Source organism: Streptomyces sp. NPDC040589 (genome assembly GCF_055594445.1).
This window is the reverse complement of record NZ_JBVIWP010000002.1, coordinates 585,237-608,674: the sequence shown is the minus strand read 5'-3', so window position 1 is coordinate 608,674 and position 23,438 is coordinate 585,237. Positions and strand designations below refer to the sequence as shown.

Genomic DNA, 23,438 nt, shown 5'->3' with positions numbered 1-23,438 from the left:
AGGAAATGGTCATATAGCATTGGAAGGATGGGGTGTGGGAAAAGCGCAAGCCCTGACGAACGGTGAAGTCGTGTCAGTTTCCGATGCGCGCATCGAGGCGGCTCTGGATGCCGGGGAGCCGGATATCGGAACGCTGTGGGAACTGTGCATGCTCTTCGAGTTCGACCGTGAGGAGACCGCCGACGGAATAGCCAAGTGGCTGGGTGATGCGGAGGGCCTCCGCATTCTCGACTGTGCCTGCGGAAGCGGATTTCCCGCCCTGGAACTGATCCGCCGCGGCTATGACGTCACCTGCACCGACGGCAGCGAACTGATGCTGACGCACTTCCGGCGCAACGCCCGCGTCGAGGGCCTCGACGCCCAGCCCGAACTCGTGCTGTGGGAGGACCTCCCGCGCCGGCACGCCGAGGGCTTCGACGTGGTGATGAACCGCGGTGGGGGCAACTACATCTACGCCGGCGCCTGGGACGACGAAGGGCTGGCCGACCAGGCCGAGATGGCCGAGGCCATCGGGCAGTGGGTGGCCTGCGTGCGTCCTGGCGGGCGCTTCTACGTCGACATCACGCGTGCGGCTGACCTGGAGCGGCGCGAGGATCAGTCGGTCGTCCACCCCACCCTGCGCATCGGGCAGCACACCGTCGACATCGCCGAGACCATCTCGATCGACCGGTCCACGGGTATCCGCACCTGGTCGAGCACCCTGACGGTGAACGGCAGCCGCCACGAGTTCCAGCGACGGTCCCGCTATCTGCGCCACGACCAGCTCGTCGAGATCCTCAAGGGCTGCGGCCTCGCCGACGTGCACAAGACACCCGTCGCCGGCGAGTACTACGACATCTACACCGGAGTGCGTGCCTGACATGAAATTCCGGTCTCTGCACCCCAACCTCCGCATTCGCATCGTCGTGGGATCCGTGCAGCGCTTCCTCCACGTCATGGTCATGCCCCTGATGACCGTGTTCCTGGCCCAGCGGTTCGGTGTTGCGGTGGCGGGTGCGATGGTCCTGGTCATCGCGGTGTGCGAGGTGTCGGGATCGCTGATCGGTGGCTACCTGGCCGACATCCACGGCCGCCGTCCGCTGCTGCTGGCGGGCGAGACGGGTGTCGTCGTCGCGTACGTGACGATGGCAGCCGCCGCGATGCCCTGGTGGGAGAACGCCGGCGTCATCTACGCCGGCTTCCTCGCCGCGAGCCTCGCCTCCAACCTCGCGGTGCCGGCGAACGACGCGATGATCGTCGACGTCAGCACCCCCGAGTCACGGCAGTTCGTCTACACGATCAACTACTGGTCCATCAACCTGGCCCTCGCCTGCGGCGTTCTCATCGGCGGCTTCCTGTACGCGGACTACTTCCCCCAGATGCTGACGGCCGTCGCCGTCGGGTCGCTCGCCGTGCTCCTGATCACGTTCTTCAAGATCAGCGAGACGGCCCCGGCCGGTGCGGCCTCGGAGAAGGCCGAGTCGGCGCGCGCCTACGTCCGCAGCTTCGCCTCCGGATACCGCGCGGTCCTCGCCGACCGGCTCTTCTCGGCGCTCCTCATCGCGGCCACCCTGCGGATGGCCATCGAAGTACAGATCAACTACTACATCAACGTACGGGTCAGCGAGACCTTCGAGGAACAGCGGCTGTTCAGCTTCGGTTCCTGGGACGCCACGGTCAACGGAGTGGAGATCCTCGGCATCCTGCGCGCCGAGAACACGCTCCTGGTGGTCCTGCTCGCCCTGGTCGTCCACCGGGTGCTGCGCCGGATGAGCGACGCGCCGCGGCTGTACGCCGGCGTGATCCTGTTCACCGCCGGCTACATGGTGATGGCCGTGTCGGGCAACGGCTGGGTACTGCTCGTGGCCATGCTGGTCCTCACCGTCGGCGAGTTGCTCAACGTGCCCGTGCAGCAGACCATGCTGGCCGACCTGGTCCCCGAGCAGTCGCGCACCAAGTACATGGCGGTCTTCAACCTCAACGTCCGCCTCGCCCTGCTCATCGCCTCCCTGTGCATGACCCTCGGAGCGGTCGTCTCGAGCTGGGGTGTCGCGGCGCTCTACGGCCTCTTCGGAATCGTGATCCTCCTCAAGTACCGCACCGTCCTGGTCGCGCGCGCCCGGGAACGGGCCGTGCTCGACGGGGAGGGCTCCGAACTCGTGGGGCCGGCACAAGACTGAAAGGGAAACACATGGATTCGTCGCGGACGGACAGCCCTGTCGTCGACGTGCTGGGCGTGGGGTTCGGCCCGGCCAACCTGGCACTCGCGATCGCCGTCACCGAACACAACGAGACCGGCGGCGGAGTCCCGCTCACCGCCGAGTTCCTCGAACGCAAACCGGCGTTCGACTGGCACGGCGGCATGCTCATCGAGGGCGCCACCATGCAGGTGGCCTTCCTCAAGGACCTGGCGACGATGCGCAATCCGGTCAGCCGCTTCGGCTTCGTTCCCTATCTGCACGCCCGGGACCGGCTCGTCGACTTCATCAACCACAAGGTCCTGTATCCGTCCCGGGTGGAGTTCCACGACTACCTCTCGTGGTGCGCCGGCCAGCTGGACCATCTGGTGCGCTACGGCCACGAGATGGTCTCCGCCCGGCCCGTCGCCGAGGACGGGGTCGTCACCCACTTCGAGGTCATCGCCCGGGACGAGAACACGGGCGAACTGGTCGTCAGGAGGGCCCGCAACCTGGTGCTCGCCCCGGGCCTCGTCCCTCGTATGCCCAGCGGGCTCGAGGTCTCCGCGCACGTGCGGCACAGCTCGACCACGCTGCACGACCTCGCACGCCTGGACGCGTCGACGCGCCCCCCGCGCCGATTCGTCGTCCTGGGGGCGGGACAGAGCGCCGCCGAGGTCGCCGACCACCTGCACCGCGCCTACCCGGCCGCCGAAGTGCACGCGGTCTTCTCCCGGTTCGGTTACAGCCAGGCCGACGACAGCCCCTTCGCCAACAGGATCTTCGATCCCTCGGCCGTCGACGACTTCCACGGTGCGCCGCCGCAGGTGAAGGGCTCGCTCTTCGGCTACCACGCCAACACCAACTACTCCGTCGTGGACGTCGACCTCATCGAGGAGATGTACCGCCGGATCTACCAGGACAAGATCGTCGGGGTGGAGCGCCTGCGCCTGCACAACGTCTCGGTGATGCGTGACGTCCAGGAGTCCGACGAATCCGTGAAGCTGACCATCCATCATCTGCCGACCGGCCGCACCACCGATCTGGAGGCCGATCTGCTGGTGTGCGCCACCGGCTACCGGGCGGCCGACCCGCTGGACCTGCTCGGCCCCGCCGGAGACCTGCTGCGCCGGGACGCGGAGGGCAAGCTGCTCGTCGAGCGCGAGTACCGGGTCGCCACCACGTCCGAGACCGACGCGGGCGTGTACCTCTGCGGAGCCACCGAGCACTCCCACGGCATCACCTCCTCACTGCTGTCCAACGCCGCCGTACGCGCCGGCGAGATCCTCGACTCCGTGCTGGAACGCGCCGGACGCGCGGTGAACCCGGACGTCGTACGGCAGGACGCCGCCCCGGTCAAGGCGTACTGACAGCCGGGCCAGGACCGATGGACGCCCCACAAGCGCGTGCTGAGAGAACGAGAGGCACATGATCACGACGTTCCGTATCCACGAAGACAACGCGGCACCGGAGTTCGGCATGGCCTGCCAGCGTCTGGTGCCCTGGCCCGGGCCGGGCGAGGAGCCGCCCTTCGGCGCCATGGCCTGCTTCCTTTCCGCAGGAGAGAGATCCGCGCCCGACTGCCACGACCAGGACGAGGTGATGATCACCTTAGGCGGCCGGGGCACGGTCGACGTCGGCGACGACAGCGCCGCCATCGACGCCGGCACGGTGCTGGTCATACCCCGCAACCAGGCCCACGTCGTGCACAACTCCGGTGACACCGGCCTCAGCTGGGTCTCCTTCTACTGGCCCCTGCACGAGCCGGAGAACCCGAAGAACGGGGACGAGACATGAGCGCGTCCACCCTCACCTGGATCACCGCCACCCCGCCGACGCCCAACGGCGAACTGCACGTGGGCCACATGGCGGGCCCCTACCTCGCGGCCGACGTGCTGCGCCGCTTCACTCTCGCCGAGCGTGAACGCGTCCTGATGACCAGTGGCCTCGACGACCACCAGAGCTACGTCGCCGTGCGGGGGGAACTCGACGGGCACACCGGCGAGGAGGTCGCGGACCTCAACGGCGAGCGCATCACCCGCGGTTGGGAACTCGTCGGAGCCGACTTCGACCGGTTGGTCGCGCCCCGCAGGGACCCGGGATACGCCGAGTTCGTCCAGGCCTTCTTCCAGAAGCTGTACGACAACGGGGTCCTGGTGCCCCGCACCCGGCCGCTCCCCTACTGCGTGCCCTGCGACCGCTGGCTCTACGAGGCGTACGTCTCCGGAGGCTGTCCGCACTGCGGCAGCGGCTCCAACGGCAACGCCTGCGAGCCGTGCGGCCGGCCCAACGACTGCGGTGACCTCGTCGATCCGCACTGCGTCGTGTGCGGTGCGGCGGCCGAGCTGCGCCCGCAGACCCGCCTCTACCTGCCGCTGGCGCCCTTCGCCGACCGCCTGGCCCGCTTCTGGCGGAACACGCCGATGCCGCCGCACCTGCGCGCGTTGTGCGAGCGGATGCTCGGGGACGGCATGCCGGAGATCGCGGTCAGCCACCCCTCCGACTGGGGCGTCCCGGTGACCGTGCCCGGCTTCGAGGACCAGCGGACCTTCGTGTGGTTCGAGATGGCGCCCGGGTACCTCCTGCAGTGCGATCCCGACTCCGCCCGGCCCTCCGTCGGCCCGGTCCAGTTCTTCGGCTACGACAACGGCTACTTCCACGCCGTCCTCTTCCCGGCGCTCTTCATGGCCTGGGACCCGGAGATGCCGCTGGCCAGGGCGTTCGTCGTCAACGAGTTCTACCGGCTGGAGGGGAAGAAGTTCTCCACGAGCCGCCGGCACGCCGTGTGGGCGCTGGAGGCGCTGAAGGAGGGCGGCGCCGACGCCCTGCGCTTCCACGTGCTGCGTGACCGGCCCAACGGCCGCCAGACCAACTTCAGCCGCGGCGACCTCGTCCAGGCTCGCGAGCACCTCGACACCGTGTGGAACGACTGGCTGAACCGCCTGGTCCAGGCCCTGCGCGCGGAGACGGGCGGCGTCGCCCCGGCCCAGCGGCCGGCCGGAGCCGACGGCTGGGGGTTGCTCGAAGCGCGCCTCACCCGCCTCTGCGGCGAGCTGCGCGAGGCCTACTCCGTCGAGGGTTTCGACACCCGCCGCGCGGTCGATCTCCTCGACGAAGTCGTACGCTGCGGGGCGGACTTCGGACATGTCCACCGCCACGAGCGGGAACGCCCCGCGGGCCGCGACGCGTATCGGGCCGCCCTGAGCGGTGAACTCGCCGTGGCATCGGCGCTGGCTGCCTGGGCGGCCCCGGTCGTCCCCATGGGCGCCGCCCGGCTGAGCGAGGCCCTTGGGTGGGACCCCGCGCGGCGCGTGGACGCGGCGGCACTGGCCCCGCCCCCACCGGGGACGGTGCTCACGCTGCCGGACGGCCCGGTCTTCGGGAGCTGACGGCCGATGCGAACACGGGAAGTGCTCCGGCGCCCCCGGGTGGCCGTGGTGGGGCCCTTCAGCGGGCCGCGCGCCGCCTGGGGCGAACTCCTGAGCACTGCGGTCGAATCGGTGCGCCGGGCCCCGGTCGAGTGGGAGTTCTTCGACGACCGGGGTGACGCGGAGCAGGGCGGAGCCAGGGCGTGCGAGGTCGTCTCCGACGGCGGGTTCGCCGCGGTCATCGGCCACTTCAACAGCCTCGGTGCCCGCGACGCCCTGCCGGTCTACCGGGAGCACCGGCTGCCGGTGCTGCTGCCGCTCGCCACGGCCCCCGGCCTGCTCGACGGGTCCGACGGCCTCGCGCTGAGGTTGTGCTCCGACGACGCCGGGCAGGCCGCGGCCGTGGTTGCGGCCTGCCGCGGGCAGGGGTACGAGTGCCTGGACGTGGTGCACGACGGCACCGGCTACGGGCTGCGGCTCGCCGGACTTCTTCGGGAGGCCGCCGAGCCGGAGCTGTCGGTGGGTGTCCACTCCGAGTGGCGCGCGACCCCGGGGGCGGCGATCGCCCTGTGCGGTGTCCACCACGAGGCGGCCGCACTGCTGCGGAGCCGGACGCCGCCGGATCCGGGACAGTGGATCGTCGCGACCGACGACTGCGACATACCCGAGTTCGCCGAGCTCGCGGGGGCCGCCGTCGAGGGCGTACGGGTCGCGCGGCTGACCGGAGGACCCGCGGCACGGGTCGTGGCGGCGTGCGCGGCGTTGGCGGGAGCTCTCGGCAAGCATCCGGAGCGCCGTGGTCAGCGGCTGGTGGAGACCGTGCGGGGCGAACTGGCCTGTGCGCTGGACGCGCGGGGTGAGCCGGTGGCCGGCTCGCCCGGCGCGGGCTGGGAGGTGCTGCCCGTCGCCGTCCCTCCCACGCCTCGGGCTTCCTTCGACGTGGCGGTGGTCGGCGCGGGCGTGGTCGGCAGGGCGACGGCGGCCGAAGTCGCGGAGCGGGGACGGTCGGTGGCGCTGCTGGACGGCACGGGAGACGCCGCCAGCACGGTGTCCGGGGCACTGGTGCGAGCCTATGAGGCCGACACCGCCGAGCGGGTCCGGGCCATCAGATCCTTCCAGCTTCTGTGGGGCAGCGAAGAGCGGGCGGCCGCCCATGGGTTCCGCAGGACGGGCTCGCTGGTCCTGTTCGGGCCCGGGGGCAGGGCCGCCGCGGACGATGGAGTCGCCGACCTGGTCGCCGGGGGCCTTGCCGCCGAGGTCCTGGACATCGACGACGTGACCCGCCGCTGGCCCCTGATCGAGGGCAAAGGTCTCGAGGGCGCGGTGTGGGAGCCGGGCGGCGGGTACGCGGTGGCGACCGTGGCGCTGGCCGCGATGACGGACCGGGCCCGCCGCGCCGGGGCGCACATCGTGCACGGTCCGGCGGCGCGGACGCTGGCCGACGACGCCGGTTCCGGAGTGGTCGTGGACGGTCGGCTGCACGCGGCGGCGGCGGTGCTGGCGGCGGGCTGCGGCACGCCCGAACTGCTCGGTGAACACTGGCCTGCCGGGTACACCGCCCGTACCAAACGGATCCAGTACGCGATCTTCGAGCGGCCGGCCGGGACGGGGGGCGCCCCGTTCCCCGCGCTGGTCGACCTGACCACAGGGATGTGGGCGCGGCCCGACGGCCTGGACGGGGTGCTGGCCGGATTTCCGGTCGAGGAGTGGGACGTGCCGCCCGCCGCCGACACGGCCCTGACGGCCGCTCAGATCGACCTTCTTCGAGAACGGGTGCGTCCGCGGCTGCCGTTCCTGACCGCGGCGAGGGCGCTCACCAGCGTGCGCGGCCGCGATCTGTACGTCAGTCCGACAGCTCTGCTGGGGCCTGTGCCCGGCCTTCCGCAGACCGTGGTGGCCGCGGGCTGGTCGGGCTCCGGTTTCAAGTCGGCTCCGGCGGCGGCGGAAGCGGCGGCCGAGCTGGCTGCCCGCGCTCGCCCTGCGGGCGGCCCTCCTGAGCGGGTCTTGACCGACGCCACGATCTGGGGCAGGTCGGACGCGGCAGCCATGGCCCAGACCGATACGGAGAGTGACGGTCGGGGCGGGTCGGCGAAGGGCACCGAGGACCCCGAAACGCTCCCGGCGGGCTGACGGGGGCGGACGGCAGGCGTTCGGCGGGCGGTCGGCGAGGGCCGGGGGGCGAGAGGCTCCCCGGCCCTCGCCGTTTCCGTGTGACCGCTTCTGACCAGGTCGGATCGAACTGTTTCCTTTCGTGGCGGGATGCGTGACGGGATTATCGGTCTGTCGTGCGAGACCTCATACCAGGGCGGGACGCTCAGCGTATGAGTTTGTCAACTGCCCACCGCACATGATGCGCTGGCGACTACTGTCAGTGGCCGTCGGGAAACAGGACGGATCAGGGAGCGGGGACCGGCACGTGCAGGCGCAAGGCGGACGAGGGAGTCGACGCGACGGGGAACCCCGCCGCCCACGCACCACCGACGCCGGTACGGCTACGGCCGTGACCTCCGGGGAGCCGGCCCGGAGGGCGCGGAAGCGGCCACGCGAGCCCGATCGCACGCCCGCGAGCCCCCCTGGCACCCCGGACCGACGGACCAGCACGAGGACACCGATGTCTCACCTCCGCGCCCCGGCCCCACGCGCAGACCGCCGTGAGGGCGGGCGGCACGGGCGGCCTGCCGCCCGCACCGCACCCGCGCTGCCCGAGACCCACATACGGCCCCAACTGCTGCGTCTCGCTGTGCTGCCGCCCATCGCCGTCGCCCTCAGCGGCTGTGCCGCGGTCCTCTTCACCGTCCGGTCCACCGGAGCGCGCCCGGGCCTCACGCTGTGGGCCGTGCTCGCCGGGGCGGTCTCGGTGACCCTCGTCGGCATCGTCGTCGCCGCGGTGGCCGCCAACCGGGCCGCCCGGTCCGTGCACGACCGCATCGGAGTCCTGCGCCGCGCCACCGCGCGGCGTGAGGCCGATCTGCGCGCCCTGGTCGAGACGCTGCGCCGCGGCGACGGCGCCCCGCAGCACGCTCCCGACGAGCAGCGCGGCGGTCCCGCCGAGGACGCCGACGACTTCGACCTCCTCGCCGCCGACCTGACCCGTGCGCACGACGGCGCCCTCACCGCCGTCGTCGAGGCCGCGCAGCTCTCCAGCCAGGCGGGCAGCGAACAGAAGCTCGAGGTGTTCGTCAACCTCGCCCGGCGCCTGCAGTCACTGGTGCACCGCGAGATCTCCATCCTCGACGAGCTGGAGAACGAGATGGAGGACCCCGAGCTGCTCAAGGGGCTCTTCCACGTCGACCACCTCGCCACCCGCATCCGCCGGCACGCCGAGAACCTCGCCGTGCTCGGCGGGGCGGTCTCCCGCCGCCAGTGGAGCAACCCGGTCTCCATGACCGAGGTGCTGCGCTCGGCCATCGCCGAGGTCGAGCAGTACTCGCGGGTCAAACTCGTGCCGCCGATCGACGGGACCCTGCGCGGCCACGCCGTCGCCGACGTCATCCACCTGCTGGCCGAACTCGTCGAGAACGCCACGGTGTTCTCCGCCCCGCAGACCCAGGTGCTGCTGCGCGCCAACCTCGTCACCTCCGGGCTCGCCGTCGAGGTCGAGGACCGCGGACTCGGCATGCCCGTCGAGGAGCAGTCGCGGATGAACGCGCTGCTCGCCGACCCGGACCAGGTGAACGTCGCCCGGCTCCTCGCGGACGGCCGTATCGGCCTGTTCGTGGTCTCACAGCTCGCCCGGCGGCACGGCATCAACGTCCGTCTCCAGACCAACATCTACGGCGGAGTGCAGGCGGTGCTCGTCGTGCCGCAGGCGCTGCTGGGGGCGGAGGCGGGAGCGCCGGAGGGCGGGCAGTCCGAGGCCGAGGCGGGAGCGGAGTCCGGGAGGTCGTCCTCGGCCGAGGCGGCGGTGTCCGGCGGGGTCGGCCCCGGCGGCCCGCCCGATTCCGGATCCGCGCCCGCGTCAGGGGCCTCGACGGCATACGGATTCTCGTCCGTGCCGGGTGCCGCGTCCGAGCCACGGCCGTCGGTCCCGCCCTCCGCACCCATCGCGTTCCGAGCGCACCAGCGGGAAACCGCACCGGACTCGGGCGGAACCGCGAAGAACGGCCACCCCGCGCCCCTGCCCGTGCGCGGGACCCGTCGGGAGCGGCCCACCCCGGCCGAGGCACGTCCCGGGATCGGCCCGGACGACCGGCGCGTCCTGGCCGGGAACGTGACCGAGCCGCCCACCCCCCGCAACGGCGCCGTGCGCGGCACCATGGGCAAACCCCAACTGCCCCGCCGCCGCGCCCAGGAGCACATCGCACCCCAGCTGCGCGACGGTCCCACGCCGCGCCAGGACCCCGAGCACCTCGTCGGCCACGACCCCGGCCTGATGGCGGCCTTCCAGCGCGGCATCAGCCTCGCCGAGGCGCAACAGCACATGGAGTCGGGGCACATGGCGCCGGTGCACACCGACCACAGCACCACCACCCGGCAGGACGGGAGCGCACCCGCCGGATGACCACCCCCGTTTCCACCCTCGTTTCCACCCCCACCCCCAGCGCTCCCGCAGACCTTCGTACCCCAAGGAGTCGATCCACCATGGCGAGTGATGCGCCGACCGCACAGGTGTCCGATCTCGACTGGCTGATGAGCGGCCTCGTGCAGCGGGTACCGCACACGAACGCCGCGGTGCTCCTGTCCTGCGACGGGCTCGTGAAGTCCGTGCACGGCCTCGACCCGGACAGCGCCGACCACATGGCCGCCCTGGCCTCCGGCCTCTACTCCCTCGGCCGTAGCGCCGGCGTCCGCTTCGGCGACGGCGGTGACGTACGGCAGGTCGTCGTCGAACTCGACTCGACCCTGCTGTTCGTCACCACCGCCGGCTCCGGCACCTGCCTGGCCGTGCTCGCCGGCCGCGAGGCCGACGCGGCCGTGCTCGGCTACGAGATGGCGATGCTCGTCAAGAGCGTCCGCCCCTACCTGGTCACCGCTCCCCGGCAGCAGTCCGTCGAACCCCCGGCGATGAGGCCTTGACCGTGACGGCGGCCGGTGACGGGCCCTGGCTCGACGACGCGGCCGGGCGGCTGGTGCGCCCGTTCACCGTCAGCAACGGCCGCACCCGTCCCACCGTCGCGCTCGACCTCATGTCGCAGCTGATGGCCACCGGGGCGACCCCCCTCGGCTATCTCGGCCTCGAGCACACGCAGGCGCTCGACCTGTGCCGCGCGCCCGTCGCGGTCGCCGAGGTCGCCGCCCATCTGAAACTGCCGGTGGCCGTCACCAAGGTGCTGCTGGCGGACCTCGTGGACTGCGGGGCGCTGACCACCAAGCCCCCCGCGTTCTACCACAACCCGACGGACCGGGCTCTTCTGGAGGCAGTGCTCGATGGACTACGACGACAGCTCTGACTACGCCGACGGACCGCGCGGCAGCGCCGATCCGTTCCCCACCGCCCTCAAGATCCTGGTCGCGGGCGGGTTCGGCGTGGGCAAGACGACCTTCGTCGGCGCGGTCAGCGAGATCGCGCCGCTCAGCACGGAGGAGCTTCTCACCACCGTCGGTGCCGCGACCGACAACCTCGACGGCATCGAGAACAAGGTCGAGACGACCGTGGCCATGGACTTCGGCCGCATCACCCTCGACCCCGAACACGTGCTGTACCTGTTCGGCACACCCGGCCAGGAACGATTCTGGTTCATGTGGGACGAGTTGTGCGAAGGCGCTCTCGGGGCGGTGATCCTCGCCGACACCCGCCGGCTGGAGGAATGTTTCGCGGCGGTCGACTTCTTCGAACAGCGCGGCCTCGGCTTCATCGTCGCCGTCAACGAGTTCGACGGTTCCCACCGCTACGACCCCGAGGAGGTGCGCGCGGCCCTCGACCTGACCGAGGACGTCCCCGTCGTGTGCTGCGACGCCCGGATCTCCAGCTCCGGGGTCCGGACCCTGCTGACCCTCGTGCGCCACCTCATCGCCCACACCCCGGCCCCCACGACGGGGTACGGCGCCCACATGTGACCCCCTAACACCTGCCACGGAGCCCCTATATGACGCATGCCCACACTTCGCGAGTACGCCCATGAGCTACGACCCGCCGCGCCCGGCCGGTCGTCTGCTGCTCACCCCCGAGGACAAGGAGGCCCCCGCCCGTACCCACCGACTGCGCAGGCTGGGCCTGGGAGAGCGCCCCGAACCCGCACTCGACGCCTTCGCGTACCGCCTCGCCGAGCTCACCGGGGCGCCGTACGCCATGGTCAACTTCCCCGACGAGCAGCGGCAGTTCTACGCGGGCCTGTACGTCCCGGCCGTCGCGCCGGTGGTGCGCGGCGACGGCACCAGCCCTCAGGTGGGCCGTGCCCTGCCCCGCGACCATGGCTTCTGCCCCCATGTGGTGGCACGACGCAAGGCCCTGGTCCTGGAGGACGTCCGCGACTATCCGCGGTTCGCGGGCAATCCGGTGGTCGACGAGTTCGGCATCCGCTCCTATCTGGGGGCACCGCTCCTCGACGGCACGGGGCTGGTGCTGGGCACGGTCAGTGTCGCCGACGTCGAGCCGCGGCCCTGGGGAAAGCCGGGCCTGACGGCCATCAAGGAACACGCCGCGCAGCTCGTCCTGCGGCTGGAGGGCCTGGACGGCTCGCTGCCCTACTGAACGCCCGGGTGCGCGCGCCCTCCCCTGAGGGTGTGAAGGAAAGCTGAGGCGGCGCTTAAGAAAGTCTCGATGGACCGGTGCGGCCGCCGTACGGCAGATTGCAGTGCGATCCCACTCCTCTCCCGGCCCAGGGGCTTCTTCGGCATGCCCGGAGCCGGGACTCACCCACAGGAGCCCTAGCGGTGAAGGCGCTGGTCAAAGAGAAGGCGGAGCCCGGGCTGTGGCTCACGGACGTCCCGGAGCCCGCCGTCGGGCCCGGTGACGTACTGATCAAGGTGCTGCGCACCGGTATCTGCGGCACCGACCTGCACATCAGAGCCTGGGACGGCTGGGCGCGGCAGACCATCGGCACCCCGCTCGTGCTCGGGCACGAGTTCGTCGGCGAGGTCGTCGAGACCGGGAGGGACGTCACCGACATCGGCATCGGCGACCGGGTGAGCGGCGAGGGCCATCTGGTGTGCGGCAAGTGCCGCAACTGCCTGGCGGGCCGCCGTCATCTGTGCCGGGCCACCGTGGGGCTGGGTGTGGGCCGGGACGGGGCGTTCGCGGAGTACGTGGCGCTGCCCGCCGCCAACGTCTGGGTGCACCGGGTGCCCGTCGACCTCGACGTGGCCGCGATCTTCGACCCGTTCGGCAACGCCGTGCACACCGCGCTGTCGTTCCCGCTCGTCGGCGAGGACGTCCTGATCACCGGCGCGGGTCCCATCGGTCTGATGGCCGCGGCCGTGGCCCGGCACGCCGGCGCCCGCAACGTCGTGATCACCGATGTCAGCCCGGAGCGGCTGGAACTGGCCCGCAAGGTCGGGGTGAGCCTCGCGCTCGACGTCTCCGGCGCCGGCATCGCCGAGGGGCAGCGCGCGCTCGGTCTGCGCGAGGGCTTCGACATCGGCCTGGAGATGTCCGGCCGCCCCGAGGCCCTGCGCGACATGATCGCCAACATGACGCACGGCGGCCGGATCGCCATGCTCGGCCTGCCCGCCGAGGAGTTTCCCGTCGACTGGGCCCGGATCGTCACGTCGATGATCACCGTCAAGGGCATCTACGGCCGCGAGATGTTCGAGACCTGGTACGCGATGTCGGTGCTGCTGGAAGGCGGCCTCGACCTCGCGCCCGTCATCACCGGCCGGTACGGCTTCCGCGACTTCGAGTCGGCGTTCGCCGACGCGGCGAGCGGCCGCGGCGGCAAGGTCATCCTCGACTGGACCGCGTAACTCCCCCTTTCCCCAAGACTTTTCTCCGCGACCACGTCAGGAGCCCCCTCATGTTCGACTCCGTGCGCGACGACCTGCGCGCCACCCTCGACGAGATCCGCGCCGCCGGCCTGCACAAGCCCGAGCGCGTGATCGGCACCCCGCAGTCGGCCACCGTGAACGTCACCGCGGGCGGCCGCCCCGGCGAGGTCCTCAACTTCTGCGCCAACAACTACCTCGGCCTCGCCGACCACCCCGAGGTCGTCGCCGCCGCCCACGAGGCCCTGGACCGCTGGGGCTACGGCATGGCCTCCGTCCGCTTCATCTGCGGCACGCAGGAGGTGCACAAGGAACTCGAGGCGCGGCTGTCGGCGTTCCTCGGCCAGGAGGACACGATCCTGTACTCCTCCTGCTTCGACGCCAACGGCGGCGTGTTCGAGACGCTGCTCGGCCCTCAGGACGCGGTCATCTCCGACGCGCTCAACCACGCGTCGATCATCGACGGCATCCGCCTGTCCAAGGCCCGCCGCCTGCGCTACGCCAACCGTGATCTGGCCGAGCTGGAGGCCCGGCTGAAGGAGGCGTCCGACGCGCGCCGCCGGCTGATCGTCACCGACGGCGTCTTCTCCATGGACGGCTACGTGGCGCCGCTGCGCGAGATCTGCGACCTGGCCGACCGCTACGACGCGATGGTCATGGTCGACGACTCGCACGCCGTGGGCTTCGTCGGCCCCGGCGGGCGCGGCACGCCCGAACTGCACGGTGTCATGGACCGCGTCGACATCATCACCGGCACCCTCGGCAAGGCACTCGGCGGCGCCTCCGGCGGCTATGTGGCGGCCCGCGCCGAGATCGTCGCCCTGCTGCGCCAGCGCTCCCGGCCGTACCTCTTCTCCAACACGCTCGCCCCGGTGATCGCTGCGGCCTCCCTGAAGGTCATCGACCTGCTGGAGTCCGCGGACGACCTGCGCGTGCGCCTCGCCGAGAACACGGCCCTCTTCCGCGGCCGGATGACCGAGGAGGGCTTCGACGTCCTCCCGGGCGACCACGCCATCGCACCGGTGATGATCGGTGACGCCGCGGTCGCCGGCCGTATGGCGGAGCTGCTGCTGGAGCGCGGCGTGTACGTGATCGGGTTCTCCTACCCGGTCGTGCCGCAGGGGCAGGCCCGGATCAGGGTGCAGCTGTCGGCCGCGCACTCGACGGAGGACGTCGACCGGGCGGTGGACGCGTTCGTGGCGGCGCGGGCCCAGCTGGACGCCGAGCAGGGCTGAGCGGCGCATTTGAGACAATCGATCGCATGATCGAAGCGCGGCGGCTCCACATCCTCCGTGCGGTGGCGGACCACCGTACGGTGACGGCGGCTGCCGCCGCGCTGTACCTCACCCCGTCGGCCGTCTCCCAGCAGCTCGCCGCGCTGGAGCAGGAGACCGGGCACCGGCTCGTCGAGCGCGGCGCCAAGGGCGTACGGCTCACCCCCGCCGGCGAGATCCTGCTCAACCACACCAACGCGGTCCTCGCCCAGCTGGAGCGGGCCGAGGCCGAGCTGGCCGCGTACAGCTCGGGAGCGGCGGGCACCGTCACGGTCGCCGCTTTCGCGACCGGCATCGCCCTGGTCGTGGCGCCCGCGGTGGCCAGGCTCGCCGAGTCCGCGCCCGGGATCCGCCTCCGCGTCCAGGACGCCGAGGGCGACGCCAGCCTGCCGATGGTGCTGGACCGGCAGGTCGATGTCGCCGTCGCCGTCGAGTACCGGGGTGCCCCGCCCGCCGACGACCCGCGACTCGCCCACGTCCCGCTGTACGCCGAGCCCTTCGACGCGGTCGTGCCGGTCACCCACCGTCTGTCCGGTGCGCCGGAGGTCCCGCTCGCCGAACTGGCCAAGGACCCCTGGATCGGCCCGTACCCCGGCAACCCCTGCCATGACGTGGTGGTCCTGGCCTGCGAGAACGCCGGCTTCCAGCCCCGTATGGAGCACTCCTCGGACGACTTCCGCGCGGTCGTCGCCCTCGCCTCCGCCGACGCCGGTGTCGCCCTCGTACCCCGCTCGGCGCTGCGCGGCATGGACCTCACGGGCGTGGTCGTCCGCCCCGTCGACGGCACCGCCCCCACCCGGCGCGTCTTCGCCGCCGTCCGCCGGGGAGCCGAGGAGCATCCCCTGATCCGCCCGGTGCTGGACGCGCTCGGGGCGGCGGGCCAGGCGCAGCCGCTGCCGGTGTGAGGACTGCGAAACCCGGGTGTCTCATATTCGGGATAGTGTCCCGGATGTGAGAACCGATGGCGATGGCGCGGACCCCGTCGACACCCGCCTGGGTGTCCGCCTGGCCGCGCTGCGGGCCGAACACGGCTGGTCCCTGGGCGAGTTGGCCGAGCGCAGCGGAGTGAGCCGGTCCACCCTGTCCCGGGCCGAGCGGGCGGAGATCAGCCCCACGGCCTCTCTGCTGAACCGTCTGTGCGCCGTCTACGGGCGGACCATGTCCCAGCTGCTCAGCGAGGTCGAGGCCGAGCCGGCGCCCGTGGTGCGGGCGGCCGACCAGCCCCTGTGGCAGGACCAGGCCTCCGGATTCGTACGGCGGTCCGTGTCCCCGCCGCACTCCGCCCTGCGCGGCGAACTCGTCGAGGCCCGCCTCTCGCCCGGCGCCGACATCGCCTACGACCGTCCGCCCGTCTCCGGCCTGGAGCAGCACATCTGGGTCCTGGAAGGCGCCCTCGACGTGACCGCGCAGGACACCGAACACCACCTCGGCACCGGCGACTGCCTGCGCATGCGCGTGTGGGGGCCGACCCGGTTCCGGTGCGCCGCTCCCGAGGGTGTGCGGTATCTGCTGGCGGTGGTGCGGCCGTGATCGTCAACCGTCTCGACGAAGCCCGACTCCGTCAGGTGATCGGGGAGTTGGCGGGTCTCCTGGCCGCCACCGTCGACGCCGGTGCCTCGGTCGGCTTCCTCGCCCCGCTCGACCGCGCGGAGGCTCTCGCCTGGTGGGAGGAGCGGGCCGCCGACGTGGCCGCGGGCCGGCTCGTCGTGTGGGCGGCGTACGACGGGGACCGGGTGCTGGGCACCGTGAGCCTCGCCTTCCCCGGCAAGGCCAACAGCCGTCACCGCGCCGAACTCGTCAAGCTCATGGTGGACCCGGACGCCCGCGGGCGCGGCCTCGGCCGCAAGCTGCTGGCGACGGCGGAGGACGCCGCCGTCGCGGCCGGGGTCACCCTCCTGCACCTGGACACCGAGACCGGCAGCCCCGCCGAGCATCTGTACCGGTCCGCCGGCTGGACCGCGATCGGCGCGATCCCCGACTACGCGGCCCGCCCCGACGGAGTGCTCCGGCCGACGACGATCTACTACAAGCACATACCCGCAGCCGCTCTCACCAGGTGACTGTCAGTGGGAGCGGCTACCGTGCCTGCCATGCCGGATGCCGAAGACGTACGACGTATCGCCCTCTCCCTGCCTGACACGACGGAGAAGATCGCCTGGAGCATGCCCACCTTCCGGGTCGCGGGAAAGATGTTCGCGACCCTGCCGGAGGACGAGACGTCCGTCGCCGTGCGCTGCCCCAAGGTGGAGCGGGACGAACTGGTGCTCGCCGAGCCGAAGAAGTTCTGGATCGCCGACCACGAGGCGTCCTTCGCCTGGGTGCGGGCCCGGCTCGACGCACTGGAGGACGAGGGTGAGCTGCGGGTCGTCCTCGCCGACTCCTGGCGCCAGGCGGCCCCGAACCGGCTCCTGGAGGCGCACCCCATGCTGGGACTCCCGACGGAAGAATGACGTCCCGCCGGGGGGCCGGCCCCCCGGAAACGGATGCGCGATCACCGGCGCGAGTGCGGTATTGTTTCCCTGCGCGTTCGGCCGGGGGAACCCCCAGGTCAGACGGGCAACGGGACGTGGCGCAGCTTGGTAGCGCACTTGACTGGGGGTCAAGGGGTCGCAGGTTCAAATCCTGTCGTCCCGACAGAATCGACCAGCGGGTCTGCCGGAAGGCAGGCCCGCTGATTGTTTTACGGCGTCAGCCGCCACCGTCGAGGTCGTCGCGCCGGCGCAGGATCTCCAGCTCGTGATCGCTCAGCCGCATCTCGTACAGCTTCCCGCGGGCGTTCTCGAAGGGCCGGTGGAGGATCATCATCAGCCGGCCGTCGAAGGTGTGGAAGAGCATGCCGTGGCCGCTGTCGTCGCGGACCAGTGGCCGGCGCTGCTCCCACGGGCCTCGGACGTCACCGGATCTCGACACGGCGTAGGTCTGTACGTAGCCGCCGCTGATGGTGCCGTCCTGCCCGGCCGCGTTCTTCTCGTAGGTCGACCACAGCATGAGCAGGGACCCGTCAGGCGTGCGGTACAGCTGGGGGCCGTCGGTGATGTAGGGCGGGAGCTGGTGCGGTACGCCGGCGGGGATCTGCTCGGCGGTCCAGGGCGCGTCCGAGGCCTTGAAGAGATAGACCGGGTCGCCGGTCGTCCGGGACAGGTCCGGAGCCAGCCGGACCGCCTCCATCGTTCCGTCGACGGTCTGGAGCCACTCGTGCACGTACACCATCCAGGGCTGCCCGGACGGGTCGACGTACAGCGTGCCGTCGAGGGTCATGAGGTGCTCGGGCGGGACGGGGCGTGCGGGGTCGAGCACGGTGAACGGGCCGAGCAGTGAGTCGGAGACCGCCGTGATCGTGCCGCGCATATGGGTCGGGGTCCGGAACGGGACGCCCCACTGGTTGGGCGGTGGGACCGGGAGGGGTCTGTCCTCGTTGTGCAGCGTGGTGAACAGGTAGTACCTGCCGTCCCACGCGTGCACCTCCGGCGCCCATGCGCCGTCCGTCGCCCAGATTCCCTCCTGCCCGGCGGTCCGGAACACCACGACGGGGGACGTCCAGTCGCGCAGGTCGCGGCTGCGGTAGACCATCGTGCCGGTGCCGTCCACGCCCGACACGGAGGGGACGTTGGACGTGTAGAGGTGGTAGGTGCGGGTCTCTTCGTCGGCGACGACGAACGGATCGTGCAGCGGCATGTCGGGAAGCCGCATCAGCTCACCCCTTCGTGAGGGCCCGCCCCCGTCAGATCACACAGCCCGCATGGGCCAGCGCCTGCTTCAGCAGCACTCCGTGTCCGCCCGGCATCTCGCTCTGCACCGCCTCGGAGACGGCCTCCTGCGGGCTGAACCACACCAGGTCGAGCGCGTCCTGCCGGGGCCGGCAGTCGCCCGTCACCGGCACGATGTAGGCCAGCGACACCGCGTGCTGGCGGGGGTCGTGGTACGCCGTGATGCCCTGCGTCGGGAAGTACTCTGCGACCGTGAAGGGCTGGAGCGACGCCGGGACGCGGGGGAGCGCGACCGGGCCGAGGTCCTTCTCCAGATGGCGCAGGAGGGCGTCGCGGACGCGCTCGTGGTGCAGCACCCGGCCGGAGACCAGCGTCCGGCTGACCGTTCCGTCGGGCCCGATGCGCAGCAGCACACCGACACTGGTGACTTCGCCGCTGTCGTCGACGCGTACCGGGACGGCCTCGACGTACAGGATCGGCATGCGGGCGCGTGTCATCTCCAGTTCGTCGGAGGACAGCCAGCCGGGCGTGGTATCGGTCATGTCAGACATTGCTTGATCATACTTTCAGCCGTTCGGACTTCCTGGATAGCCGCTCCAGGGGAACTGTGACCGGCCCCACGCCGTCTTAATCCTCTCCCGGCATGTCGTCCGGCAGCCGGTAGACCCGCAGGGCGTTGTCCCGTCCGGCCCACCGCGCGATGCGCAGCGCGTCCGGCAGGGACAGCTCGTCGGCGTCCACCCGCTCCTGGAGCAGCCCCGCGAGTCCGTGCCGGAAGGCGAGCGCCCCGAGGTGGAAGAACTCGGCCACACCGTACGCGTCGGAGCTGTACAGCAGCTTGCGGAACGGTGTGATCTCCAATGCCTCGGCGAGGACCGCACCGGCCCGGGCGGGGCCGACGTAGTGCAGGGTGAGACCGACGTCGAGGTACACCTGCTCGAAGACCGCCGCGAGGTAGGCGGCCTGCCGCTGGTAGGGCCAGCAGTGCAGCAGCAGGACGGGGATCGTCCCGGCGGTCAGGTGCAGCCAATCCGTGAGACGGGCGGGGTCGGCCCGGTGCAGCCGGATGTCGTTGTCGCCGAACCCGGTGTGCAACTGGAGCGGCAGGCCGAGGTCGACGGCGGTCCACAGCAGGTGCCGCACGAGGACCGGGTCGGCCAGCCGGCCCCCGCGCCCGGACCAGAGCCGGGCGGCCTCGGTGACCTCCGTGTCCGAGGGGCGGGCCGGGTCCAGATCGAAGCCGGTGCGGTAGGCCGCCACCGACTTCACGGCCACCACGCCGGGCCGCCGCACCGCGTCGAGCGCGGCCGCGCGGAAAGCGTCCGCGTACGTGTCCGGCTCCACTCCGGCGGCCCGCACCGACTCGGCGACCCCCTCCAGCCGTACGACCTCGTACGCCGACCCGCCCGCGGCCTCGGCGAGTTCGGGCGGGGTGGTGAGCCGGTCGGCGGCGAAGCCGGTGTCGACGCAGAGGACGTCCGTGCCCGAGGCGCGCAGGAAGCGCCGCCGCACCTCGTGCCATCCCAGCTCGGAGCGGCGGGCGAGGTACTCCTCGGCCGGGGCGTGCCGGGGCAGGTCCAGCAGGGGAGCGCAGTGGCGGCGCACGGCCACGCCCACGGGGCTGTCGAAGGGCGAGACGCCCGGCCAGGTGTCGCCCTCCGTGAGGAGCGACTCGAAGGCCGCGCGGTCGAGGTCGGCGGTGACGGTGCCGTGGCAGTGGTGGTCGACCAGGCCCAGGGCGTCGAGCGTCTCGCGGACCGCGCTCACGTCAGTACTTCCAGCGGTAGGCCGCCGCCACCTGGTCGTCGTCCAGCCCGGCCACGGACGCCAGTTCGCCCCGCCGTACGGCGATCACCGCGTCGGCCAGGACCGGTCCGAGTGCCGCCCGCAGCGGTTCGTCCGCGCGGAACTCCTCGACGGCCTCCTGCAGCGAGACCGGCAGCCGCCGGACGCCCCGGGCCGCCGCCTCCGCCTCCGCCAGCCGTGCCGGGTCCCCGGTGATCTCCCCGGGCAGGGTGGCGGACGACGTCAGGCCGTCCAGCCCGGCGGCGATCAGGGAGCCGATCGCGAGGTAGGGGTTGGCTGCCAGGTCGACCGGTTTGATCTCCAGGTTGGCCGCCTGGTCGCGCAGACCCGCGGTGCCGGTGATGACGCGCAGCGCGGTCTCCCGCGTCTCGCGGCCCCAGGCGGTGAACACGCCGGCCCACTGGGAGGGCCTGAGTCGCAGACAGCTCGCCGGGCTCGGGGCGGTCACGGCCGTGAGGCCGGGCAGATGGGCGAGGAGGCCGGCCGTGAACGACTCCGCCTCGGCCGTCATGCCGTACCGGCCCTCGCCCCCGGAATGCAGGTTGACGCCGTCACGCCAGGCGGAGAGGTGGACATGGCCGCCGTTGCCGACGCCCTGTCCCACGACGGCCGGGGCGAAGGAGACCCGGAGCCCGTGCCGCTGGGCCACCGCGCGGACGGTCTGCCGTACCAGCACGCTGCGGTCGGCCGCCGCCACCGGATCGACGGCACCGACCGAGATCTCGAACTGCCCCGCCGCGTACTCGGGATGGACCTGTTCGACGTCGATGCCCTGCGCCGCGCAGGCCGCCAGCAGGTCGGCGGTGCAGTCGCCGAGTTCGACCTGCCGGGTGGCGCCGTAGGCGGGGCCGGTCGTCGCGGGCACGAACGCGTCGTCGGGTGCGTCGCCCCTGGCCACGGTCCACTCGATCTCGATGGCCGCCCGGAAGGCGAGACCGTGCTGCTCGGCCGCCTCGGTGACGACCCGGCGCAGAAACGTGCGCGTGCAGCCGGGGTGCCGCTCCCCCTCCTGCGTGATCCGGTCGACCGGCGCCCACGCCCAGCCGGGCTGCCCGGCCAGCACCACCAGCTGGTCGAGGTCCGGATAGAGGCGAAGGTCGCCGTCGGGGGAGCCGAGGACGTCGGTGGTCACGATGGAGTCGTTCGCCAGGAACGTGTCGAACACCGGGGACATGCCGACGCCCCAGGCCGCGGCGGAGGCCAGCCGGGCCGTCGGGACGGTCTTCACCCGGCCGATGCCCGCGGTGTCGACGTAGGACAGCACGACGCCGTGCACGCCCCGGCCGGCGAGCTCGCCGCTCAGGGCGGTGGCCCGCTCGACGTCGCCGGGGCGGCCGCCGGGCACGGGATCGGCAAGGGTGGTCATACGCCTCTTCCTCCGGTCAGGGCTTCACGGCCACCGCGCCGAACTGCGGTACCAGCACGGCCGAGCCGGCCTCGGCATGCCACTGCCCGCAGGACACCATGCCCGGTTCGAGCAGCTCGAGACCGTCGAAGAAAGCGGCGATGTCCTCGCCGCTGCGGGCGGTGATCGGGGGAGTGGCGTTCTCGTTCCAGAACTTCATGGCCGGGATCTGGCCCGCGCCGCCGAGTTCGTCGTCGAAGGTGGGGTGGGTGAGGACCAGGAAGCTGCCGGAGGGGACCGCGGCCATCACACGGCGCACGATGTCCCGGGCCTTCTCGGTGTCCAGCACGAAGTTGAGGATGCCCAGCATCATGACGGCGACGGGCCGGGTGAGGTCGAGGGTGTGCCCGGCCCGTTCGAGGATGGCGTCCGGGTCGTGCACATCGGCGTCGATGTAGGCGGTGACGCCGTCCTGGGTGCCCGTCAGCAGGGTGCGGGCGTGCACCAGTACGATCGGGTCGTTGTCGACGTAGACGATCCGTGAGTCGGGCGCGATGCGCTGGGCGATCTCGTGGGTGTTGTCCGCCGTCGGCAGCCCCGTGCCGATGTCGAGGAACTGCCGCACTCCGCGCTCACCGGCCAGGAACGACACGGCCCGGCCCAGGAAGTCCCGGTCCGCCCGGGCGATGTCCCGGATGATCGGGAACATGCCGGCGACGTGCTCGCCGACCTGCTGGTCGACCTCGTAGTTGTCCTTGCCGCCGATCCAGTAGTTCCACACGCGCGCGTTGTGCGCCACACCGGTGTTCAGCCGCGCCGAGCCGCTCGGCGGGGTGTGGCTCTCACTCACGTCTCTTCCTCTCCTCGCACGAGCGACCGGAAGACCGGTCATCGCCGCCATTGTGCCGTTCCGGTGATCACGTTGTCCCGGGAATCGGCGGAGGCGGGAAGGCGGGAAGGCCGTCGGCGTGGGGGAAGGCGGCGCGTCGTGTTACTCGACCTCGCTGGGGTCCGGAGAGGGCGTCTTGCCGGCCAGCACGTCCTTCAGATTCTGGGTGCCGATCTTCACCGCCTGTTCGACGGAGTCCTGCTCGTCCCCGTCGAGCCCGCCCGCCGTGACGGTGATGGCGTCGTTGCCGACGCGTACGGCGGCGACGTCCACGGTCAGCGTGGCCTCGGTGCCCCCGGTCGTGCCCTGCACCGTCACGCGCAGGCCTTCACGCGCGTCGCCCACCTTGGGCAGCGAGGTCTCGATGACCTGGACGGTGCGCTTCTCGCCGCCGTCGGTCACGGTGAACTGGTCGCACTTGTCCGGCAGGGTCGCCATCCAGTTCATGGCGCCCTGCGGGTCGGTCCGGTCATAGGAGGCGACCTGGTACAGCAGGCGTGAGTTGCCCTCCTCGAAGCCGCGCAGCGCGGATGATCCCGACGGCCTGCCCAGCAGATCGTCGTCGAAGAGGGAGTCGAGGAGCCGCTGGCAGTCGGCGGCCTGGGCCTTGGCGGTGAGGAAGTCGGAGACGTCGACCGTGCCGATGAACAGGCTGTCGTGCCAGTTCTCGGCCTCCGTGTCCTTGACCTGGCTCCAGTCTTCCTCGATGTCCGCCTCGGTGATCAGCGCGGCCCGTGCGCCGTCCGTGGTGAGGGTGGCGGTGGGGGAGGGGGTCTGCTGCTTCCCGGCGACCTGTGTCGCGGTGATCCCCGACGCGCGTGATCCGTCTCTGTCGCCTTCGTCCGAGCAGGCGGCGGTGGTCAGCAGTGTGCCTGCCGCCAGGGCGGAGGAGAGAACGCGGGCGAGACGGGACGGACGACGGGTCATCGGGAGTGCCTCCTGAGAACGTGACGCGTGTCCTCAGCGCACCACCGGCTCCGGCGGGCCACCACCGGCACCGGACTGTTCGGGTGAGCGCCGTCCGGAGCGCGGA

Annotated in this window: 23 protein-coding genes and 1 tRNA gene; 18 read left to right on the top strand and 6 right to left on the bottom strand. The window is 71.7% G+C overall.

Annotated elements, in window-relative coordinates; genetic code table 11:
- Positions 1 to 70 precede the first annotated feature (70 nt).
- From ACZ58V_RS09750 to ACZ58V_RS09665, 18 genes are all read left to right on the top strand, one after another.
- A complete protein-coding gene (locus ACZ58V_RS09750) occupies positions 71 to 859 on the top strand; it encodes a class I SAM-dependent methyltransferase (protein WP_471289337.1) in 789 nt (262 codons plus the stop codon).
- A gap of 1 nt (position 860) precedes the next feature.
- Entirely contained in the window at positions 861 to 2,159 is a 1,299-nt protein-coding gene (locus ACZ58V_RS09745) for an MFS transporter (RefSeq protein ID WP_468186124.1), read from the top strand.
- A gap of 11 nt (positions 2,160 to 2,170) precedes the next feature.
- On the top strand, positions 2,171 to 3,526 hold the full coding sequence (locus tag ACZ58V_RS09740; RefSeq protein ID WP_471289336.1) for a lysine N(6)-hydroxylase/L-ornithine N(5)-oxygenase family protein: 1,356 nt from the start codon (positions 2,171 to 2,173) through the stop codon (positions 3,524 to 3,526).
- 58 nt (positions 3,527 to 3,584) lie between these two features.
- A complete protein-coding gene (locus tag ACZ58V_RS09735; RefSeq protein WP_471289335.1) occupies positions 3,585 to 3,953 on the top strand; it encodes a cupin domain-containing protein in 369 nt (122 codons plus the stop codon).
- Positions 3,950 to 5,545, top strand: coding sequence for a class I tRNA ligase family protein (locus tag ACZ58V_RS09730; protein ID WP_471289333.1), 1,596 nt, complete (start codon positions 3,950 to 3,952; stop codon positions 5,543 to 5,545). Before ACZ58V_RS09735 ends, ACZ58V_RS09730 begins: the two co-directional genes overlap by 4 nt.
- A 6-nt stretch (positions 5,546 to 5,551) precedes the next feature.
- On the top strand, positions 5,552 to 7,654 hold the full coding sequence (locus ACZ58V_RS09725) for an FAD-dependent oxidoreductase (protein ID WP_471289332.1): 2,103 nt from the start codon (positions 5,552 to 5,554) through the stop codon (positions 7,652 to 7,654).
- A 481-nt stretch (positions 7,655 to 8,135) separates the two neighbouring features.
- Positions 8,136 to 10,025, top strand: a complete 1,890-nt coding sequence (locus ACZ58V_RS09720; protein WP_471289330.1) for a sensor histidine kinase — start codon at positions 8,136 to 8,138, stop codon at positions 10,023 to 10,025.
- An 80-nt stretch (positions 10,026 to 10,105) separates the two neighbouring features.
- Entirely contained in the window at positions 10,106 to 10,540 is a 435-nt protein-coding gene (locus ACZ58V_RS09715; protein ID WP_215117258.1) for a roadblock/LC7 domain-containing protein, read from the top strand.
- Positions 10,541 to 10,542: 2 nt separating this feature from the next.
- Complete coding sequence (locus tag ACZ58V_RS09710) at positions 10,543 to 10,914, top strand: DUF742 domain-containing protein (RefSeq protein ID WP_189726304.1); 372 nt, start codon at positions 10,543 to 10,545, stop codon at positions 10,912 to 10,914.
- Entirely contained in the window at positions 10,892 to 11,521 is a 630-nt protein-coding gene (locus ACZ58V_RS09705) for a GTP-binding protein (RefSeq protein WP_468184542.1), read from the top strand. Before ACZ58V_RS09710 ends, ACZ58V_RS09705 begins: the two co-directional genes overlap by 23 nt.
- A 61-nt stretch (positions 11,522 to 11,582) precedes the next feature.
- Positions 11,583 to 12,155 (top strand): GAF domain-containing protein, encoded by a 573-nt coding sequence (locus tag ACZ58V_RS09700; RefSeq protein WP_471289329.1) that lies wholly within the window; start codon positions 11,583 to 11,585, stop codon positions 12,153 to 12,155.
- A 182-nt stretch (positions 12,156 to 12,337) separates the two neighbouring features.
- Positions 12,338 to 13,366 carry an L-threonine 3-dehydrogenase gene (gene tdh, locus ACZ58V_RS09695; RefSeq protein WP_471289328.1) on the top strand — a complete coding sequence of 343 codons (1,029 nt, stop codon included), beginning with the start codon at positions 12,338 to 12,340 and terminating at the stop codon, positions 13,364 to 13,366.
- A gap of 50 nt (positions 13,367 to 13,416) precedes the next feature.
- Positions 13,417 to 14,619 carry a glycine C-acetyltransferase gene (locus tag ACZ58V_RS09690; RefSeq protein WP_468184550.1) on the top strand — a complete coding sequence of 401 codons (1,203 nt, stop codon included), beginning with the start codon at positions 13,417 to 13,419 and terminating at the stop codon, positions 14,617 to 14,619.
- Between the two features lie 26 nt (positions 14,620 to 14,645).
- Complete coding sequence (locus tag ACZ58V_RS09685) at positions 14,646 to 15,563, top strand: LysR family transcriptional regulator (protein ID WP_468184552.1); 918 nt, start codon at positions 14,646 to 14,648, stop codon at positions 15,561 to 15,563.
- A gap of 46 nt (positions 15,564 to 15,609) precedes the next feature.
- Positions 15,610 to 16,188 carry a helix-turn-helix domain-containing protein gene (locus ACZ58V_RS09680; RefSeq protein WP_471289326.1) on the top strand — a complete coding sequence of 193 codons (579 nt, stop codon included), beginning with the start codon at positions 15,610 to 15,612 and terminating at the stop codon, positions 16,186 to 16,188.
- On the top strand, positions 16,185 to 16,718 hold the full coding sequence (locus ACZ58V_RS09675) for a GNAT family N-acetyltransferase (RefSeq protein ID WP_471289324.1): 534 nt from the start codon (positions 16,185 to 16,187) through the stop codon (positions 16,716 to 16,718). The genes ACZ58V_RS09680 and ACZ58V_RS09675 overlap by 4 nt, the downstream gene beginning before the upstream one ends.
- Before the next feature lie 30 nt (positions 16,719 to 16,748).
- A complete protein-coding gene (locus tag ACZ58V_RS09670) occupies positions 16,749 to 17,108 on the top strand; it encodes an MmcQ/YjbR family DNA-binding protein (protein ID WP_471289321.1) in 360 nt (119 codons plus the stop codon).
- Between the two features lie 110 nt (positions 17,109 to 17,218).
- Positions 17,219 to 17,292: transfer RNA gene (locus ACZ58V_RS09665), tRNA-Pro, on the top strand.
- 54 nt (positions 17,293 to 17,346) lie between these two features.
- Here ACZ58V_RS09665 and ACZ58V_RS09660 read toward each other — a convergent pair.
- From ACZ58V_RS09660 to ACZ58V_RS09635, 6 genes are all read right to left on the bottom strand, one after another.
- Entirely contained in the window at positions 17,347 to 18,348 is a 1,002-nt protein-coding gene (locus ACZ58V_RS09660) for a glycoside hydrolase family 43 protein (RefSeq protein ID WP_471289319.1), read from the bottom strand.
- 31 nt (positions 18,349 to 18,379) lie between these two features.
- A complete protein-coding gene (locus ACZ58V_RS09655) occupies positions 18,380 to 18,916 on the bottom strand; it encodes an NUDIX hydrolase family protein (protein WP_215117242.1) in 537 nt (178 codons plus the stop codon).
- Between the two features lie 76 nt (positions 18,917 to 18,992).
- Positions 18,993 to 20,132 (bottom strand): amidohydrolase family protein, encoded by a 1,140-nt coding sequence (locus tag ACZ58V_RS09650; RefSeq protein WP_471289317.1) that lies wholly within the window; start codon positions 20,130 to 20,132, stop codon positions 18,993 to 18,995.
- A gap of 1 nt (position 20,133) precedes the next feature.
- Positions 20,134 to 21,537 (bottom strand): type I glutamate--ammonia ligase, encoded by a 1,404-nt coding sequence (locus tag ACZ58V_RS09645; protein ID WP_471289314.1) that lies wholly within the window; start codon positions 21,535 to 21,537, stop codon positions 20,134 to 20,136.
- A gap of 16 nt (positions 21,538 to 21,553) precedes the next feature.
- Positions 21,554 to 22,366 (bottom strand): SAM-dependent methyltransferase, encoded by an 813-nt coding sequence (locus ACZ58V_RS09640; RefSeq protein WP_468184570.1) that lies wholly within the window; start codon positions 22,364 to 22,366, stop codon positions 21,554 to 21,556.
- A 141-nt stretch (positions 22,367 to 22,507) separates the two neighbouring features.
- Entirely contained in the window at positions 22,508 to 23,332 is an 825-nt protein-coding gene (locus ACZ58V_RS09635; protein WP_471289311.1) for a hypothetical protein, read from the bottom strand.
- Between the last annotated feature and the right edge of the window lie 106 nt (positions 23,333 to 23,438).